Source organism: Paenibacillus sp. NPDC058174, from assembly GCF_042883865.1.
Taxonomy (GTDB): domain Bacteria; phylum Bacillota; class Bacilli; order Paenibacillales; family Paenibacillaceae; genus Pristimantibacillus.
Map to the genome: position 1 here is coordinate 341,744 of NZ_JBHVUY010000001.1, position 15,256 is coordinate 356,999.

The following is a 15,256-nucleotide window of genomic DNA, read 5'->3' on the forward strand; positions in this document are numbered from 1 at the left end:
TCTTGATTCCATGCTCCATCGCTTACACGATGAAAATGGATAGAATCTGCGAAAAATCATCCTGAACTCAACACGCTCCGCTCATCCTGGTGGCGCAATCTGCTGGCGTATGCCGGACTCGCTGCGCGTATTGGTTCATGCTGCTGTTCTTGATTCCATTTTCCATCGCTAACACGATGGAAAATGGATAGAACCTGCGAAAAATCATCCTGAACTCAACACGCTCCGCTCATCCTGGTGGCGTAATCTGCTGCTAGTTGCCGGACTCGCTGCGCGTATTGGTTCATGCTGCTATTCTTGATTCCATGCTCCATCGCTTACACGATGAAAATGGATAGAATCTGCGAAAAATCATCCTGAACTCAACACGCTCCGCTCATCCTGGTGGCGCAGCTGCTTGCAAAATTAACACTCCAACCACGTTTATGGGAGTTACGTCTGCTGCTGGCTGCAGTGAATCAAAATGTAAAAGTGCAGTTTGTTTGCCGCTTTTTCGATATTTTATGGCTTTAAAATGCAAAAGTGCATTTTGATTGGGCCAAAAAGCCCTTTTGGACGAAAAGGAGCGATTTCAACTGCACTTTTACATTTTGACAGCGTTTTGAGGCCATTTGGAGCGAATCAAACTGCACTTTTACATTTTGTTGCTGAATGGCGTGAGAGACTGGCATAAGGAATGGCGCGAGAGGCTAATATGATGAAAAGACGCAATGGTTTGCATAAAGGAAGCTGAATAAGGCTGGCAAGTGTTCAATGCGATTTTGTATCTGGACAGGTCGACCGGTGCAGCGCGATCACAGTCAGTCCATTTAGAGCTTGTCTTATCGGCTAGCGCAATCTCATCCTAAATTGGCCTGCTATAGGTCGGCTCATCGAACAATACAGGCAATCCTCACAGCAGCATAAACAGCATAAAAAACAGCATAAAAAATAGCCATCCGCCTGATGGCTATTTTTTATGCTGTTTGCGGTATTCGGTCGGTGAGCATTTCATATATCTTCTGAAAATTTCGGCGTAGTAGCTGACGCTGGAGAAGCCGACTTGTTCGGAAACTTCCGTAATGTTCGAGTCCGGGTCGAGCAGCAGCGGGAGGCTTTTTTGGATGCGATAATGCAGCAAATATTCAAAAGGGGACTGCCGGACCATCTTTTTGAAAAAACGGCTGCACTCGCTTTTGCTCAAATTGCAAGCCGCTGCAATCTCCTCTAAGGTCAGCTTATTCTGGTAATGGTTTTGGATGAACTGGAGCGCTTGCTTCACACGCAGAACCGAACGGGTTGCACTCGACTGACTGCGCAGGGAAGAGCCTTGGAAGCCTTGGAAAAGCAATGCCCACAGCTCGCATAGCTTGCTTTTGATAATCAGCTCATAACATATCCCGCGCTGTTCGTCTTGCTGATGAATTTCCATTAACAGCTGAATCATCTGCCGCTGCCATCCGATTTCCGGAGACAGATGCATCGACGCGAGATGAGGCGGCTCGGTAACGGTTCGGACATACTTCTCCTCAATAGCGCTGCGTTCATGGCCAAATACGAGCACCGGATTGAAAATGACCGCAATATAGGTGCAGTCCCGGCTGTCCTCATGGGCTCTGGCCGAATGCAGGCTGTTCGCGTTGGCGAAGAGGCCGCTGCCCTCGCTTAATTCATATACGGTATCGTTAACCTGATAGAGCATCGACCCCTCTAATACAACTGTAAACTCTACCTCGGGATGCCAGTGGCATTCAAAAAAGCCCTGCTCATATTCGGAAAGCGAGTCTCGGGACACCTCGAACGGGAAGCGGTAATCGCCATGATGCCTCTCTTCAAAGCCCTGATTATTAGTCGCGATGGATTTTCGCATCATGTATTCACCAGCTTGCGCAATATTGTTATGAAAAAGGGTGCTTTAATGATAGTTTGTTGCCGTTGTTGTACTTATACTTATAGTATAAGCAAGATTGTGAAGCATGGCAACGAGAGGGGGAGGCATATGGCAGCATCTCGAATGGAATCGATGCTTCATCGTATCGAGAGTGATCAGACCTATGCGGAGAAAAGCATCGTCGATTTTAATGTGTTCAATGCCGAATATCGGATTCAGCAGGCCAAATGGCTGATGGATTCGGTTGCCTCCGCTGCAGAGGAGCATCGCTATTGTTCGCTGATGAAAAGACTGCTCGCTTCCGCTAATGGCGGCAGCGCCTATGAGATTGAGCTGGAATTATTATTTCAGAACATTAAGGACATGGAAGCCGCACCGTCTGCATGCGGCGGGGCCGTTGTGCCGATGACTTTTATTGCATATAAGTTCGTATCGAAGAAGATTTATTGCAGTATTGAAAAAGTAATGCTCGGTGCCGAAGGCAATTGTGCAGAAAGAGACATTTATATGTCCGATGCGGGGCATGCGCTTCAAAAGCTTAGAGACACCAATTACAATGCCATTGGCGTGATCGGCAAAGGCGACTTTACGGAGCCGCTCAAGCGTGTTTTTATCGAAAAGTTTAACTATAACGTCATGTAAGCAGCAATTAGAGCAGCTTCAGCAGCTGGCATAGCTCAACAAGGCGGTGGACACCGCGGAATTGATGGCGAATTCGCTCATGGATGCTTTGAATGGCGTTCTCCGTCACTTTGCGGGCTTGATCCAGGCTTTGATTATCCAGGGCATCAACGATGTCCTTCATCGTTTGCAGAAAGTAGACGGTTTTCCGCAGCGTGCTGATGAGAAGTATTTTCCGGATATGGAGGGGTGTGAACTGCCGGTAGCCATTGTCCCGGTCGCGGTCGGGAATGAGCAGCCCTTCTTTCTCCCAGTGGCGTATTGCGGATGCCGTCACACCTGTAAACTCGGCGGCTTCGCCAATGGACATATGCGATTTTAGCTTTTTGTTGGACAGCGCCGGAATTTCGAGGTTTTGCAGCAGCTCCAGCGTCTGGTCTGCGGCGATTTTCTCCTGCTGAAGAACGGCTTGCTCACGGTTCACGAGCCAAAAGGCGGCTTCCGGCTCTCTGTTTTGGATTTTGCGAAGCACCTCGCAGGTCAATGCCACTCCATAGCCGGGAAACATCGCCCGCAGACAGCGGAAATAGGCGAAATGCACTTCCGTATATAAACGGTAGCCGTTAGCTCCCCGTTCCGGTGACGGCACGACACCCCAGGATTCATAATGACGCAAAGCGCTTGTACTAATGCCGAGCTCTTGGGCAATCTCGCTAGGCTTGAAATAAGCCATTGGCATCTCTCCTTGACTGGATTCGAACGCTACTATAACAGATCGGAACATACGTGGCAAATGCTATCGTAAAACCTTAAAGCTGCATGATGATGTTGATCATCTAATAATCCTTTCAATCAAAGCCCGCTGCCGGCAAACTTTAGCACTTGCATCTATGTAGTAAAGTAGAGGGAAAAGCTGCAGGAGGCGGGGATTATGATGAGGATCGACTATTGTGCACCGAATGAACAAAGCTATATCGAGCTGAGGAAAAAGGCAGGTCAAGCGGCTGTTGATGCAGCTGTTGCCCGGAAAGCCCTTGAACATTCGACATTCACGGTGGGGATATGGGATGAGAAATCTAATCAGCTGGCCGGCATAGGCCGAGTTGTAGGAGATGGCGCTTGCTGCTTTCAAATTGCTGATCTGCTGGTGGACCCGGACTATGCGAGTCAGGGAATAGACAAGCTGGTGATGGAGGAAATGATTCAATATTTGAATGACAATGCCAGTAATGGTGCTTCAGTTGTTGTCATTACGGAGCTAGGCTTAATTCCGCTGTACAAAGCCTATGGCTTTGTGCTGACTTATCCGAATGCCTATAGCATGAAGCGGGTTTGAAAGTGGTGATTCGACCATTTTGCAGGATTGAAATTGACATCGGTCCGGCGGTGTGTATACTAGGAAGAGTATAACAAAAATGACGATAAAGGTGGCTAGGTGTATGTTCTTTTTATCAACTGTTCTAATTCGGGAATTGGCGTAAACGGGATAAGTCTGCCCATTTACAAGGTTATGCCAACCGAAAGACAGTGATAAAGAACATCATTCCTTTCTTACCTTTTCCAAGAGGGTAAAGCGAGTGTGTTCGCTTTACCCTTTTTTTGCGCATAAAAGAATAGAATACCGTTAAGACATCAGTCACTGTGCTCTCGGTTGGCTTCATTCGAAGTCAAAGGAGAGATTTAAGATGAGTTTATTAATTGTTGATCAAATTTCCAATATGTACACGGATAAAATGATTTTTAACAGCGTCAGCTTCCGGTTGAACCGCGGCGAGCATGCCGGACTGGTTGGCAGCAACGGCAGCGGAAAATCGACATTATTGCGGCTGCTGGCCGGTCAGTTGATCCCCGATAAGGGCAGCGTGAATTGGCTTCCTGCTATTGCTGTCGGCTATTTGCAGCAGCATGCGGCGCTAGAGCCAGGAGTAACGATGCTGCAGCTGTTGCAGGGCGCATTCTCCGAGCTGTACGCAGTGGAACGGAGTATGCAGCATATTGCTGAACAGCTGGCGGCAGGATCGGGCAGTTCCGAAAGCTTGCTTGTAAAATACGGCGAGCTTCAGCAGCGGCTGGAGCTGTCCGGCTTTTACGAGCTGGATTCCAGAGTGGAGGAGGTTGCGGCAGGCTTAGGCCTGCGGGAGATCGGACTGCAGCGGCAGGTTGACCGCTTAAGCGGGGGGCAGCGGACGAAGCTGCTGCTAGGCAGACTGCTGCTGGAGGAGCCCGACGTACTTCTGCTTGACGAGCCAACGAACTTTTTGGACGAAATTCATATTGATTGGCTAATCGGCTATTTGAAGCGATACGAGAATGCCTATATCGTCGTATCCCATGATGAACGTTTTCTGCAGGAGGTAACGGGCACGATCTTCCATCTGGAGCACGGGCAATTAAAACGGTATGCAGGCGATTACCGTTCCTTCCTGCGAGTATCCGACCAGAATAAGCAGCAGCAGCTGGCTGCCTATGAGCGGCAAAGCAAAGAGGTTAATCGGCTGGAAGCCTTTATTCAGAAAAATCGGATTCGCAAAGCGAAGCAAGCGAAAAGCCGGGAGAAAATGCTGGGACGGATGGAGATGATCGACAGGCCGTCTTCCGGTCCTAAGCCGAGATTCAAATTCCGGCTTCATTCGGAGCCAGTACCGCGTATTGTTGAAGCGGCAGATGTTCAGTTCGGCTATTCGCAGCCGCTGTTCTCGCCAGCGGATTTCGTGATTCACCGAGGCGATAAGATCGCCATCATAGGAAGCAACGGCATTGGCAAATCTACGCTGCTGCGGACGATGATGGGCCAGCTCCCGCCTTTGCAAGGAATGCTGAGTATTGGGGAGCAGGTGCTGCCCGGATACTATGCGCAGGAGGATCAGCCTTCAGAGGAGACGCCGCTAGATCAATTATATGCGGCAAGGCCAGACCTGACCCAGAAGGACATTCGCTCCAGTCTGGCAATGACCGGATTGAAGGAGGCGCATATCCGGCGTCCGCTTCGTTCTTTAAGCGGCGGTGAGCAAGCGAAAGTCCGGCTATGCCATTTGATGCTGGGCCGCAGCAATTTTCTTGTGCTAGACGAACCGACTAACCATTTGGACGTCATCGCCAAGCAAGCGTTGGCAGATGCTCTTGCAGCCTATGAAGGCACGGTACTGATCGTGTCGCACGAGCCTGAATTTTATGAGAGCTGGGCAACAGCCGTATGGCGGCTGGAAGAATGGAGCTAAGCTAGATGATGAGGAGGAATTATTTTTGAATAGGGATCAAGATCAACAACGTTTAGTGGAAGCCTGTATGGCTATATATGGTGACAGCGGCGACGGCATTCAGCGTGTGCAGACTGAGCATCGATGCAAGCTCGCGCAGTTCTGGCAGATCCAGAAAGGCGAACGGGTGCTGGAAATCGGATGCGGCCAAGGCGATACGACTGTGGTGCTTGCCCAATTTGTGGGGGAAGGTGGCTTCGTACATGGCATCGACATTGCATCGCCGGATTACGGCGCGCCTATGACGCTCGGAGAAGCGGCAGCCGAACTGAAGGCTTCGGCTATTGGCGGCCGGATTCAACTGGACTTTGAAACCGATGTCCTGGAGCTGGAATTTCCTTATGAAGCGTTCGATACGATTGTCATGTCTCATTGCTCGTGGTATTTTGCCTCCCGGGAGCAATTGCAGCAGGTGCTCGCGAAAGTCAGCAAATGGGGCAAACGTTTATGCTTCGCGGAATGGGATGCGCGCATGACGGAAACCGGGCAATATCCGCATCTATTAGCAGCTCTGATACAGGCGCAATATGAGGCGTATAAACCGGACAGCCAGTCCAATATCCGGACGCTATTTGCGCCTGACGATTTATTGGAAATTGCCGAAGCTGCGGGCTGGTCATTGCACAGTGAGACGTCGATCTACTCGCCTGAGCTGCAGGATGGCGGCTGGGAGGTCGATTATACCCTTCAGTGCTATGAGGAAGAGATGGGAGCGGCAGTCGGTATCCCGAATAAGCTAACGGCACTTATTGCTTCCCAAATTTCGCTGCTCCATGAAGCGAAGAGGACGCATGGCATTAAGCCGCTGCCGACATTTGCTTTTATTGCGGCAAGCAAAGAGAGAGACTAAAGTCCTGATAGACTCCGTCGCACAAAGGCTCCTAATATTTTCATATCGCTCACTCCTCCTGTATAATAGTAGAAAATAGAAAAAGAAAGAGGTGCAGCGAAAATGACCAATGACCAGATGAACCAGTCAAAGCGTATAGCCGTCGTTACAGGCGCGAGTGCAGGGATGGGGAAGGAAACGGCAATATTGCTTGCCGCCGAGCATGGAATGAAGGTGTACCTGCTCGCGAGAAGCGAGGAAAGAGGGCTTGCCGCAGTTCGGGAAGTCAACGAGAAAAGCGGGCGGACGGATGCCGAATTGGTATTGTGTGACTTGGCTTCCATGGCAAGCATTCGCGAAGCAGCCGCCAGCCTGTCGGAACGCTGCGATAAAATCGATGTTCTCGTCAACAACGCGGGCGTTGTCACGACGAAACGCGAAGTGACGGAAGACGGCTTCGAGCGCCAGCTTGGCGTCAACCATCTGGGTCATTTTCTGCTGACGGGGCTGCTGCTGCCTCTATTGGAACGAAGCGGAGAAGGAAGAATCGTTGTCGTATCCTCCGGTGCTCATAAAATCGGCCGTATGCGCTACGATGATCCTAACATGGAGAAGAGTTTCTCCATCTGGGCTGCTTATGGGCGCTCCAAAGTGGCGAATATCTGGTTTGCCAAGGAATTGGCGGAACGGCTCAAAAAAGCAGGTTCGGCAGTTACCGTCAACTCCCTGCATCCCGGAGCGGTAGCGACGCAAATCGGCGTGAACCGGAATACGGGCTTTGGCACGATGCTGCATAAGCTGCTGAAGCCATTTTTCCTGACAGTGACGGAAGGCTCCGCAACAGCCGTTTACTTGGCAGCTTCCGATAGTGCAGATGTTAAAACGGCCAGCGGACAGTACTATTACCGGAAAGCGCCGGCTCCCGTATCCAAGCTTGCTGCTGATCCTGGCGAAGCAAAACGCTTCTGGGAATGGAGCGAACAGACTACGAAGTTCCAGTATCCAGTTTGACCGGGCTGAGCTATTGAAGCGGCTATAGTGTGCTAGGATGCTAGAACAAGGGTCAGGAGGCGAAGCAATGACATCGTTAGCAGTAGAAGAATTGAAGACGGTAGAGGGCAATGTGGAGGAAGAACTAGCGTCATTACTGATTACAGTTGTCGAGGATGGCGCATCGATCGGTTTTTTGCCGCCGCTTGATAACCGTACTGCCTTAGAGTATTGGAGAGAGGTACCAGGCGGTGATGATGTCATTCTATTTGCGGCGAAGCTGCAAGGCCGTATCGTCGGCAGCATTCAGCTTCAGCTCAGTATGAAGCCAAATGGAGCGCACCGGGCAGAAATTGCCAAGCTGATGACGCATCCTGATTACCGGCGCCAAGGTGTCGGCCGTGCGCTGATGCAGGCCGCGGAGAAGCGGGCTGTTCAAGAGAACCGGACGCTTCTCGTATTAGACACTAGAGAAGGCGATCCGTCCAATCTGCTCTATTCTTCGCTTGGCTATGTTCAGGCTGGCCGGATACCAGACTACGCACGTTCAGCGGACGGAGGGCTGGATGCCACTATCTATTATTATAAAAAGCTGGACATGTGATTTCTCCAGTGGACAGGAGGACCACCTGCTGCATGAGATCGAACCAAGAAATGCTGGACCTTGTACTGGATGTCGCACGCAAAGATGAACGTATTCGTGTCGTTGGCATGAACGGTTCCCGTACAAATCCGAATGTACCGAAGGATTGGCTGCAGGACTATGATATGGTCTATGTAGTGTCCGAGATGGATTCTTTTTTACAGCAGCCGGATTGGATTGATGTGTTTGGCGATCGCATCATTATGCAAACTCCCGAGGCAATGAGCATGTTTCCGCCTGATTTGGGCAACTGGTTTTCTTATATGATGCTGTTTACGGACGGAAACCGAATTGATCTGATTCTTATTCCCTTAGAAGAGCTTGAGAAGTATAGAGATGACGACAAGCTGACCGTAATATTGATGGATAAGGACAACAGGCTGCCTGAACTGCCGCCCCCATCGGATGAAGACTATTGGGTAAAACGGCCGTCCGCCGCATTTTTCGCCGACTGCTGTAACGAGTTCTGGTGGGTGTCCACTTATGTAGCGAAAGGGCTCTGGCGGAAGGAAATGCTGTTTGCGCAGGATCATTTGAACCAAATTATGCGGCCAATGCTCATTCGAATGCTGGAATGGGAGGCGGGGATCGCTACCGGCTTTACCTTAAGCGCAGGGAAAAACGGCAAATATTTGGACCGTTATATTTCCGAGGAGAGCTGGAATGAGCTGATGGCGACATTCGCGACTGGGAAGTATGAAGAAATGTGGGACGCATTATTTCTTTCATTTGCATTGTTCCGCAAAACGTCCGCCGTTGTAGCAGAGTATTTCGGCTTTGACTATCCGGAAGAGGATGATAAGCAAGTTACTCGCTTTATTGAAGGTTTGAGAGCTGATGCAAGCGAGCGCAATTAAGGAGAAGCGAAGGATTGTTCCGCCTGCCGCTAGCAAATGCATACATTAAAAAGAGGAGTCGTTCCTGGGACGACTCCTCTTTTTAATGCCGTTTAGAGCGGCAGTTACGCATCTTGGCTCTAATCTGCATCCTTGCCAAACTTGAAATCAGGATCGTAGCCTTTCACCGTCTTCTTCTTATGCTTCTCAATCGCTTCGCGGTCTTCTTTCGGCAAATCGTCCAGGCTGACAGTTGAACCGTCAGTTGTAATCAGCTTGCCGTCCGAGCTATAGGGAAAGGCGCTGATGCGGCCGATCGACATGCGGCGGACTTGGCTGCTCATAATCGATAGACGGCGGGTAAGTTTAGGCGGAGCCGGTGATTTGTCAGCTCCGCCATCGCCCGAAGCTGTGGTGTCCGGCTGAGGTTCGCTTACGGTCTCAACATGCATATGCGCATTTTCCTGCACAGGGTTGTTGACGCCGAAGTGAGGCCCCACATCGGGTACATTGGCATGGAAGCTGTTGGCCTGCTTAATGAAAGCTTCAAACACGGATGTATTCGTTGGACTAGAAGCAAGGTTGTTCCTTGCTTTAATAAACTGCTGCTGGGATTTTTCCATATCGGTGATTAGCTGTTTTAGCTGGGCGTCTGAACCCTTGCCAAGCTGCTCTTTTTTCCGCAAATCGATTTTTGCTTGGCCTGCGGTGATGAAGCGGTCCGTCCATCGATTAAAGTCTGAGGCCGTTTCCTTGCCCTCCATCAGCTTCAGAGCATTGTTGCGGATATCATTGTAGGACATGCGATGCGGCATGGCACCGTTAATTTCAGTCAGTTTTGGCTTCTTGTAATCCGCGATTGTGACGCCATAACTCGGATCACGGCTTGTCGAGATGAAAGCGGCTCGCTTGGAGGCTGTTGTAAAGCTAGGCCTCGAACCCTCCCATACCGCCGTCGATTCATCGTCAGACTTCGCGTCTTTATCCTCGATTTGTTCATCTGATCCGAGTTTAACCAATTCAGAGCCTGTGGACGCGCTGGCTTCGGTTTTTAACTTTTTGACGGGCTGCTCGATCTTCTTATCGGCATCCTTAGCTTGCGCTTCCTCCAGCAGGCTTTCCTCGTCGTCCACTGCCATACTGTCTTGCTGTTCTTCTAGCTCCTCACTTTCATCATCTAGCTGTTCGTATTCCTCACGGCCCCTTTTGACGGCTGGCTGCTTTGATCCCATAAGCTGCAGCACAAACTGATTCCCGACTTGCTGCTGCAGGGAGAGCAGGGAAGGCGAGGTCTGGGAACCTGCGCCCGTTCTAGGCCGAGACGATCCGATTGCAGGCCGCTTCACAGGTTGCTGCTTTAGGTTTGGCTGCTTCAACGTTCAAAACTCCTTATGACATTCATTTACATTAGTATAACTTGAACGGGATGGAATGAACAACCATTTAAACCATTCAAAGATAGTCGAAACAATAGAGGAAACGCACAAGCCATCAATCAAAATATAGGACTGAAAGCTCTCATTCCATTCTATAAAAACAGTAGAAATACACCTAATATCCGGTTGACCACACATGATTCTATAGGGATCAAATCTATACATCTCTCAATAATAACCATATAGTAGTAAATATATAAAATAAATCTTGTTCGAATGAATTGGAGGGGGAAGTTGGTGCGGGATTTCCGAACGAGAGTTTTATGCTGTGTGATGATAGCTGCACTGATGGCAGCAGTTCTCGCTTCTTGCTCCAGTGAACGAAACACATCTGCAGCTGCCGTTATGTCCATGAATGCTGGCGGAATGAGCGAGCAAGGCTTCGTCCAAGTGATTGACGAGACCCTATGGTTTCATGATCTTAAGAGCGGGAAATCGGCAGTATTGTTATGTCAGAATAAAGCGGCATGCAAGGACAATCCCTACTATAAATATGATACAGATGGCTATCAAATTGTGGCAGCGACTATTTATAAAGATGATCTGTATACTTTTGTTTTGACCAGTGTGAACGAAACGATTCTCTATCGAATGAAACCGGAAGTAGATGGCAGGGAGAAGGTGGCTTCTATCCCTTGGCAAATTTCTTCGGGCAATGTTCTCTTTGAAGATGGACAAGCCTACTTTTCTGGAGCTCAGTACATCGTTGATGAGAATGGTGCGGCCGGAAGCGATAATCAAATTTTGACTATGATTCGAGTAGATTTAGATACGGGCAAGCTCACCGAGTTAGGTGAGAGGCATCATTATGAAGGCGGTTCGTCAATTGATTCCATATCGCTTGCAGGAGATAAACTGCGCTACCGGTATGTGTATGCAGAGATGACGGAGGAACAGAGAGAGGCGCTCATCAGCGGCCAATTGTCATTCGAAGAAAGTGTACATTTGCTAAAAGCACAGTTTTACGAGATTGGGCTGCAGACAGGCGAAAGCAAGATGATTTTGGATGGCAAGGATTATCCCGGAATTTCCATGGAGGGCGATGCATCCTATGCCTACTTTATCAATGAACAGCAAACGAAGGTTTTCCGGATTAGCTTTGACGACTTTGGGCAGACCGATTTATTTGAAGGCGAAACCATTTATGCGCTGAATAACGGGCTTTTACCGGGAGCAGGCTTGTTTTTCTCAAAAGGCATAAAGGATGAATCCAAATATTACTATGACTTTAACAAAAACAAAGTCATTGAAATTGAGCTGCCGGACACTTCTTACCCGATTCTAGCCTTCAATAATTGGCTGGCTGCAGGCAAGATGATAGACGGCCAGTATCAGCAAGTGTATATGAAGCTTGAGGATTATATAGCGGGGAAGAATCAATATATTACGATGAAAAAGTCCTAAAATAGCGTGGCCGGAGGGGGTGTTGAGCTTTGCAACTGCAAGTCGAGCAGCTAACGAAATCATACGGCCCGAATCTCGCCTTGAACGGCTTTTCATATACGTTTACAGAGGGCGTCTATGGATTATTAGGGCCAAACGGGGCAGGGAAGTCGACGTTCATGAACTTACTGACGGACAATCTGCTGCCAAGCAGCGGCGTGGTTCGTTACAACGGACAGCCTGTAAGCAAGCTAGGCAAAAAGTATTTGAAGGTGCTCGGCTATATGCCTCAGCAGCAAGGGATGTATGACACCTTCACAGCGGAACGGTTCCTCTATTATATCGCAGCGCTCAAAGGATTAAAGAAGCGGGAAGCGGACGCCCAGGTTCCACGTTTGCTTTCTTTGGTCAATTTGCAGCAGGAGCGGTACAAAAAGCTCGGTAATTTCTCTGGCGGCATGAAGCAAAGAATTCTAATTGCCCAGGCGCTTATTGGCGATCCGAAAGTTTTAATTTTGGATGAGCCGACCGCTGGCCTTGACCCCAAGGAACGGATACGCATCCGGAATTTGATCTCAGAAATCAGCTTCAATAAGATTGTCCTCGTTGCGACGCATGTTGTAACCGATATCGAGTATATCGCCAAAGAAGTGCTGCTGCTCCAAAAAGGGGAGTTAATCGGCAGCGGCTCGCCTTATAAGCTGTCCAATGAATTGCAAGGCGTCGTATTTGAGATTCAAACGACTACTGAGCGATTAGCTGACGTGGCTCAGCATTATAAAATAGGCAATATCGCCAAAGATATCGATCATATTACGGTTAGAATCGTATCGGACGAGAAGCCGGAGCATTATGAGTATACCGAAGTGAAGCCGACGCTGGAGGATCTATATTTATATAGATTTGATTCGGAGGATAGGGAGTGAACCTTTTCAAATATGAAGGGATGAAAATCTTCTGCTCTCGGGCGCTGCTGCTTCTCATTGCGGGATTAGTTGTTCTAAATGGCGTCTTGATCTATCTGGATGAATATAATAATCGCCAAGCTGTTCCCTATACGCCTGCTGCTTATATTCAGCTCTATGAAAGTTATGAGGGATTGCCCGGCAAGCAGATCGAAGCTATGCTGGAGCGTTCATACACGGAATTGCTTGCAATTATAGATCTGGAGTCGATGCTGAGCAATACGGGTGTGGCGTATACGAGCGAGAGTATGATTCAAGAGCAGCTGGCCGAGCGTTACCCCTTTATCGATATTAAAGCGTTAATCTCCTCTTATACAAGCGGCAGCTATTTGAAGTATACCAGTCATTCCTACGATGAACTCCTGCTCACAAAGGAAGCGCTGGAACAATCAAAAAAAATCAATCGTTACGATTCCTTTTTGCAGCAAAAAGAAGAGGATGCGAAGGTATTATCCTCGATTTCTATTTTCGCCAAGGAAGGCTCCTACTCTTCCAAAAACTTACTAAAAGCAGCAAATGACTATGCCGGTTTAAAGGGTGTTGAGCTTTCGTTTGAGCGTTCCAAAGGCGTGACCATGGCAACGCAGTTTCTGCCTACTGATCTCATTGCTGTATTTTTTATTCTGATCGCAGTAGTGGTTATGGTAACAAGAGAAAAGGAGCAGCAGCTCCTTAACTTGGTGAAAACGACTTATAAGGGCAGGGCACCTTTAATAGTATCCAAGCTGCTTGTGCTCGTAGCTATATGCGTTGTTATCGAGCTTTTGCTGTACGCCACTAATTTTGCCATGGCCTATCAAACCTACGGATTCGGAGATTTGAGCCGATCGATCCAATCGGTACAAGGCTTCTATGAGTCAGCTTGGAAAATATCAGTAGGCCAGTATTTGCTGCTATACCTGCTGGCTAAGCTTTTCGTCTATATTTTCGCAGCATTTGTCATGATGCTCGTTGCTGTCATTTGCCATAAATCAATAACGGTCTATATGACGATTGCAGCCGTATTTGGACTTAGCGCATTTTTTTATTACCTTGTACCGCCAAGCTCTTTAATGGCTTTCTTGAAGCATATCAATCTCGTCAGCTTTTTAAATACGTATACGTTATTCAGTTCCTATGTGAACTTGAATCTGTTTGGTCAAGTGATCAATTACCGTGATGGCTTTCCAATTGTGCTGGCAGCGGCTATTTTGGCTCTGTGTGCAGGAACTGTGCGTACGTTTTGCAGACAAAAGTCGCATCGGTCCGGATCGGATTGGAGTATGTCCGTGCAGAAGAAATGGGGCAGAGTCTTTGGGCATAGCGCGCATGTAAGCCTCTTCCGGCATGAATTTTATAAAATAGCGATTGCCAATAAAGTGTTGGTTATCATGGCCGTGTTCATCGGGTTCCAACTCTACAGCTATGAGCCGGTAGTTGAACGGATTCAAAGCAAAGATGACATGTACTACAAGCAATACATGCTTAAGCTGGAAGGCGAGCTGACACCGGATAAGGAAGCTTTTCTTCAAGAGGAGCAGCAAAGGTTCGATGCAGCGATAGCGGAGCTCTCCCAATCCTCCGGCGAACCTGGAAGCACGATGAATGCGATGAAACGGCTGGATAAAAAAAATGCGTTCGACAAAGTGTTGGCGCAGGCCGATTATTTGCGGAGTATGGAAGATCTATATGGGATAAAAGGGTGGTTTCTGCATGACGCGGTGTACTTGCTGCTGACGGACGGTACACAGCGAGTGGTGAGCAATGACTTGTATTTAGCGCTGCTGCTTGTCATTGTACTGATTGCTTCAATCTCACCGGTATTTACGTACGATCTGCAAACGAACATGAATCGCATCGTTTCGCTCACGCCGCACGGGAGAGGGAAATTATTTTATATTAAAATGACGTTGGCATCGCTCCTTGGAGCTTTCGTATATGGGGTGATCTACGGAACGAGGCTTGCCAGCGTGCTTGGCGGTTACGGAAGCAGGGCATTGCAAGCGCCTGCCTTCAGTATGCAGCATATTTCGCAAATGACGCTGGATATATCTATTTTGCAGTATATAATGCTAATATGCGTAATCCGGTTCATTGGCGTCATTATGGTTATATTCATAATAGGACTGATTGCTGTCCGGTTGAAAAGCTTGATCGCCGTTATGCTCGCTTCAACAGGAGTGTTAGTGCTGCCTATTCTATTAGGGATCATTGGCCTTCGGCAATTCGATTATTTGCTCATTACGCCATTGCTGACAGGGAATGTATTGTTCAAATCCTATTCCTACGATCTGCTTGAAGGGCATCGGTCTATTTATTTGATCGCTTTGGCAGCTGCTGTTATGATTACGGCAGTGGTGTCATTTAGACTAATCCGGAAAAGGGCGTAGCGTTGATTGGTTAAGAACGCAGAGAAAAACCCTGCGTTTATTATAAACGCAGGGTTT

At 48.5% G+C, this 15,256-nt stretch carries 13 protein-coding genes; 10 read left to right on the forward strand and 3 right to left on the reverse strand.

Annotated elements, in window-relative coordinates; all coding sequences use genetic code 11:
• Positions 1-949: 949 nt before the first annotated feature.
• A complete protein-coding gene (locus tag ACFVVF_RS01540; RefSeq protein ID WP_387804764.1) occupies positions 950-1,852 on the reverse strand; it encodes an AraC family transcriptional regulator in 903 nt (300 codons plus the stop codon).
• Between the two features lie 126 nt (positions 1,853-1,978).
• Between ACFVVF_RS01540 and ACFVVF_RS01545 the strand changes: the two genes are divergently transcribed.
• Positions 1,979-2,512: a hypothetical protein gene (locus ACFVVF_RS01545; RefSeq protein WP_387804766.1), complete on the forward strand. Its 534-nt coding sequence runs from the start codon at positions 1,979-1,981 to the stop codon at positions 2,510-2,512.
• A 7-nt stretch (positions 2,513-2,519) separates the two neighbouring features.
• On the opposite strand, the gene ACFVVF_RS01550 is transcribed toward ACFVVF_RS01545, so the two are convergent.
• The gene (locus ACFVVF_RS01550; RefSeq protein WP_387804768.1) at positions 2,520-3,224 is read right to left on the reverse strand and encodes a MerR family DNA-binding transcriptional regulator; all 705 of its coding nucleotides are present in this window, start codon (positions 3,222-3,224) and stop codon (positions 2,520-2,522) included.
• A gap of 198 nt (positions 3,225-3,422) precedes the next feature.
• Here ACFVVF_RS01550 and ACFVVF_RS01555 point away from each other — a divergent pair, with 198 nt between their 5' ends.
• The 6 genes from ACFVVF_RS01555 (at position 3,423) to ACFVVF_RS01580 (ending at position 9,067) form a co-directional block, all read left to right on the forward strand.
• The gene (locus ACFVVF_RS01555; protein ID WP_387804770.1) at positions 3,423-3,827 is read left to right on the forward strand and encodes a GNAT family N-acetyltransferase; all 405 of its coding nucleotides are present in this window, start codon (positions 3,423-3,425) and stop codon (positions 3,825-3,827) included.
• Between the two features lie 349 nt (positions 3,828-4,176).
• Entirely contained in the window at positions 4,177-5,709 is a 1,533-nt protein-coding gene (locus ACFVVF_RS01560) for an ABC-F family ATP-binding cassette domain-containing protein (protein WP_387804771.1), read from the forward strand.
• 25 nt (positions 5,710-5,734) lie between these two features.
• Positions 5,735-6,598, forward strand: a complete 864-nt coding sequence (locus ACFVVF_RS01565) for a class I SAM-dependent methyltransferase (protein ID WP_387804773.1) — start codon at positions 5,735-5,737, stop codon at positions 6,596-6,598.
• Positions 6,599-6,700: 102 nt separating this feature from the next.
• Entirely contained in the window at positions 6,701-7,588 is an 888-nt protein-coding gene (locus tag ACFVVF_RS01570; protein ID WP_387804775.1) for an SDR family oxidoreductase, read from the forward strand.
• Positions 7,589-7,655: 67 nt separating this feature from the next.
• A complete protein-coding gene (locus ACFVVF_RS01575) occupies positions 7,656-8,171 on the forward strand; it encodes a GNAT family N-acetyltransferase (protein WP_387804777.1) in 516 nt (171 codons plus the stop codon).
• Between the two features lie 32 nt (positions 8,172-8,203).
• Entirely contained in the window at positions 8,204-9,067 is an 864-nt protein-coding gene (locus ACFVVF_RS01580; RefSeq protein ID WP_387804779.1) for an aminoglycoside 6-adenylyltransferase, read from the forward strand.
• A gap of 119 nt (positions 9,068-9,186) precedes the next feature.
• Here ACFVVF_RS01580 and ACFVVF_RS01585 read toward each other — a convergent pair whose 3' ends face one another.
• A complete protein-coding gene (locus tag ACFVVF_RS01585; protein WP_387804781.1) occupies positions 9,187-10,422 on the reverse strand; it encodes a hypothetical protein in 1,236 nt (411 codons plus the stop codon).
• Positions 10,423-10,752: 330 nt separating this feature from the next.
• On the opposite strand from ACFVVF_RS01585, the gene ACFVVF_RS01590 reads away from it, so the two are divergent.
• The 3 genes from ACFVVF_RS01590 to ACFVVF_RS01600 are packed head-to-tail and all read left to right on the forward strand — an operon-like array spanning position 10,753 to position 15,199.
• Positions 10,753-11,886 carry a hypothetical protein gene (locus tag ACFVVF_RS01590; protein WP_387804783.1) on the forward strand — a complete coding sequence of 378 codons (1,134 nt, stop codon included), beginning with the start codon at positions 10,753-10,755 and terminating at the stop codon, positions 11,884-11,886.
• Between the two features lie 29 nt (positions 11,887-11,915).
• Positions 11,916-12,791 carry an ABC transporter ATP-binding protein gene (locus tag ACFVVF_RS01595; RefSeq protein WP_387804784.1) on the forward strand — a complete coding sequence of 292 codons (876 nt, stop codon included), beginning with the start codon at positions 11,916-11,918 and terminating at the stop codon, positions 12,789-12,791.
• Entirely contained in the window at positions 12,788-15,199 is a 2,412-nt protein-coding gene (locus ACFVVF_RS01600) for an ABC transporter permease (RefSeq protein ID WP_387804785.1), read from the forward strand. The genes ACFVVF_RS01595 and ACFVVF_RS01600 overlap by 4 nt, the downstream gene beginning before the upstream one ends.
• Positions 15,200-15,256: the final 57 nt, after the last annotated feature.

Bases quoted from the DNA above. Each gene is read 5' to 3' on its own strand.
- ACFVVF_RS01540 (WP_387804764.1), bottom strand. From the start codon at position 1,852: ATGATGCGAAAATCCATCGCGACTAATAATCAGGGCTTTGAAGAGAGG.
- ACFVVF_RS01575 (WP_387804777.1), top strand. From the start codon at position 7,656: ATGACATCGTTAGCAGTAGAAGAATTGAAGACGGTAGAGGGCAATGTG.
- ACFVVF_RS01545 (WP_387804766.1), top strand. From the start codon at position 1,979: ATGGCAGCATCTCGAATGGAATCGATGCTTCATCGTATCGAGAGTGAT.
- ACFVVF_RS01570 (WP_387804775.1), top strand. From the start codon at position 6,701: ATGACCAATGACCAGATGAACCAGTCAAAGCGTATAGCCGTCGTTACA.
- ACFVVF_RS01550 (WP_387804768.1), bottom strand. From the start codon at position 3,224: ATGGCTTATTTCAAGCCTAGCGAGATTGCCCAAGAGCTCGGCATTAGT.
- ACFVVF_RS01580 (WP_387804779.1), top strand. From the start codon at position 8,204: ATGAGATCGAACCAAGAAATGCTGGACCTTGTACTGGATGTCGCACGC.
- ACFVVF_RS01555 (WP_387804770.1), top strand. From the start codon at position 3,423: ATGATGAGGATCGACTATTGTGCACCGAATGAACAAAGCTATATCGAG.
- ACFVVF_RS01560 (WP_387804771.1), top strand. From the start codon at position 4,177: ATGAGTTTATTAATTGTTGATCAAATTTCCAATATGTACACGGATAAA.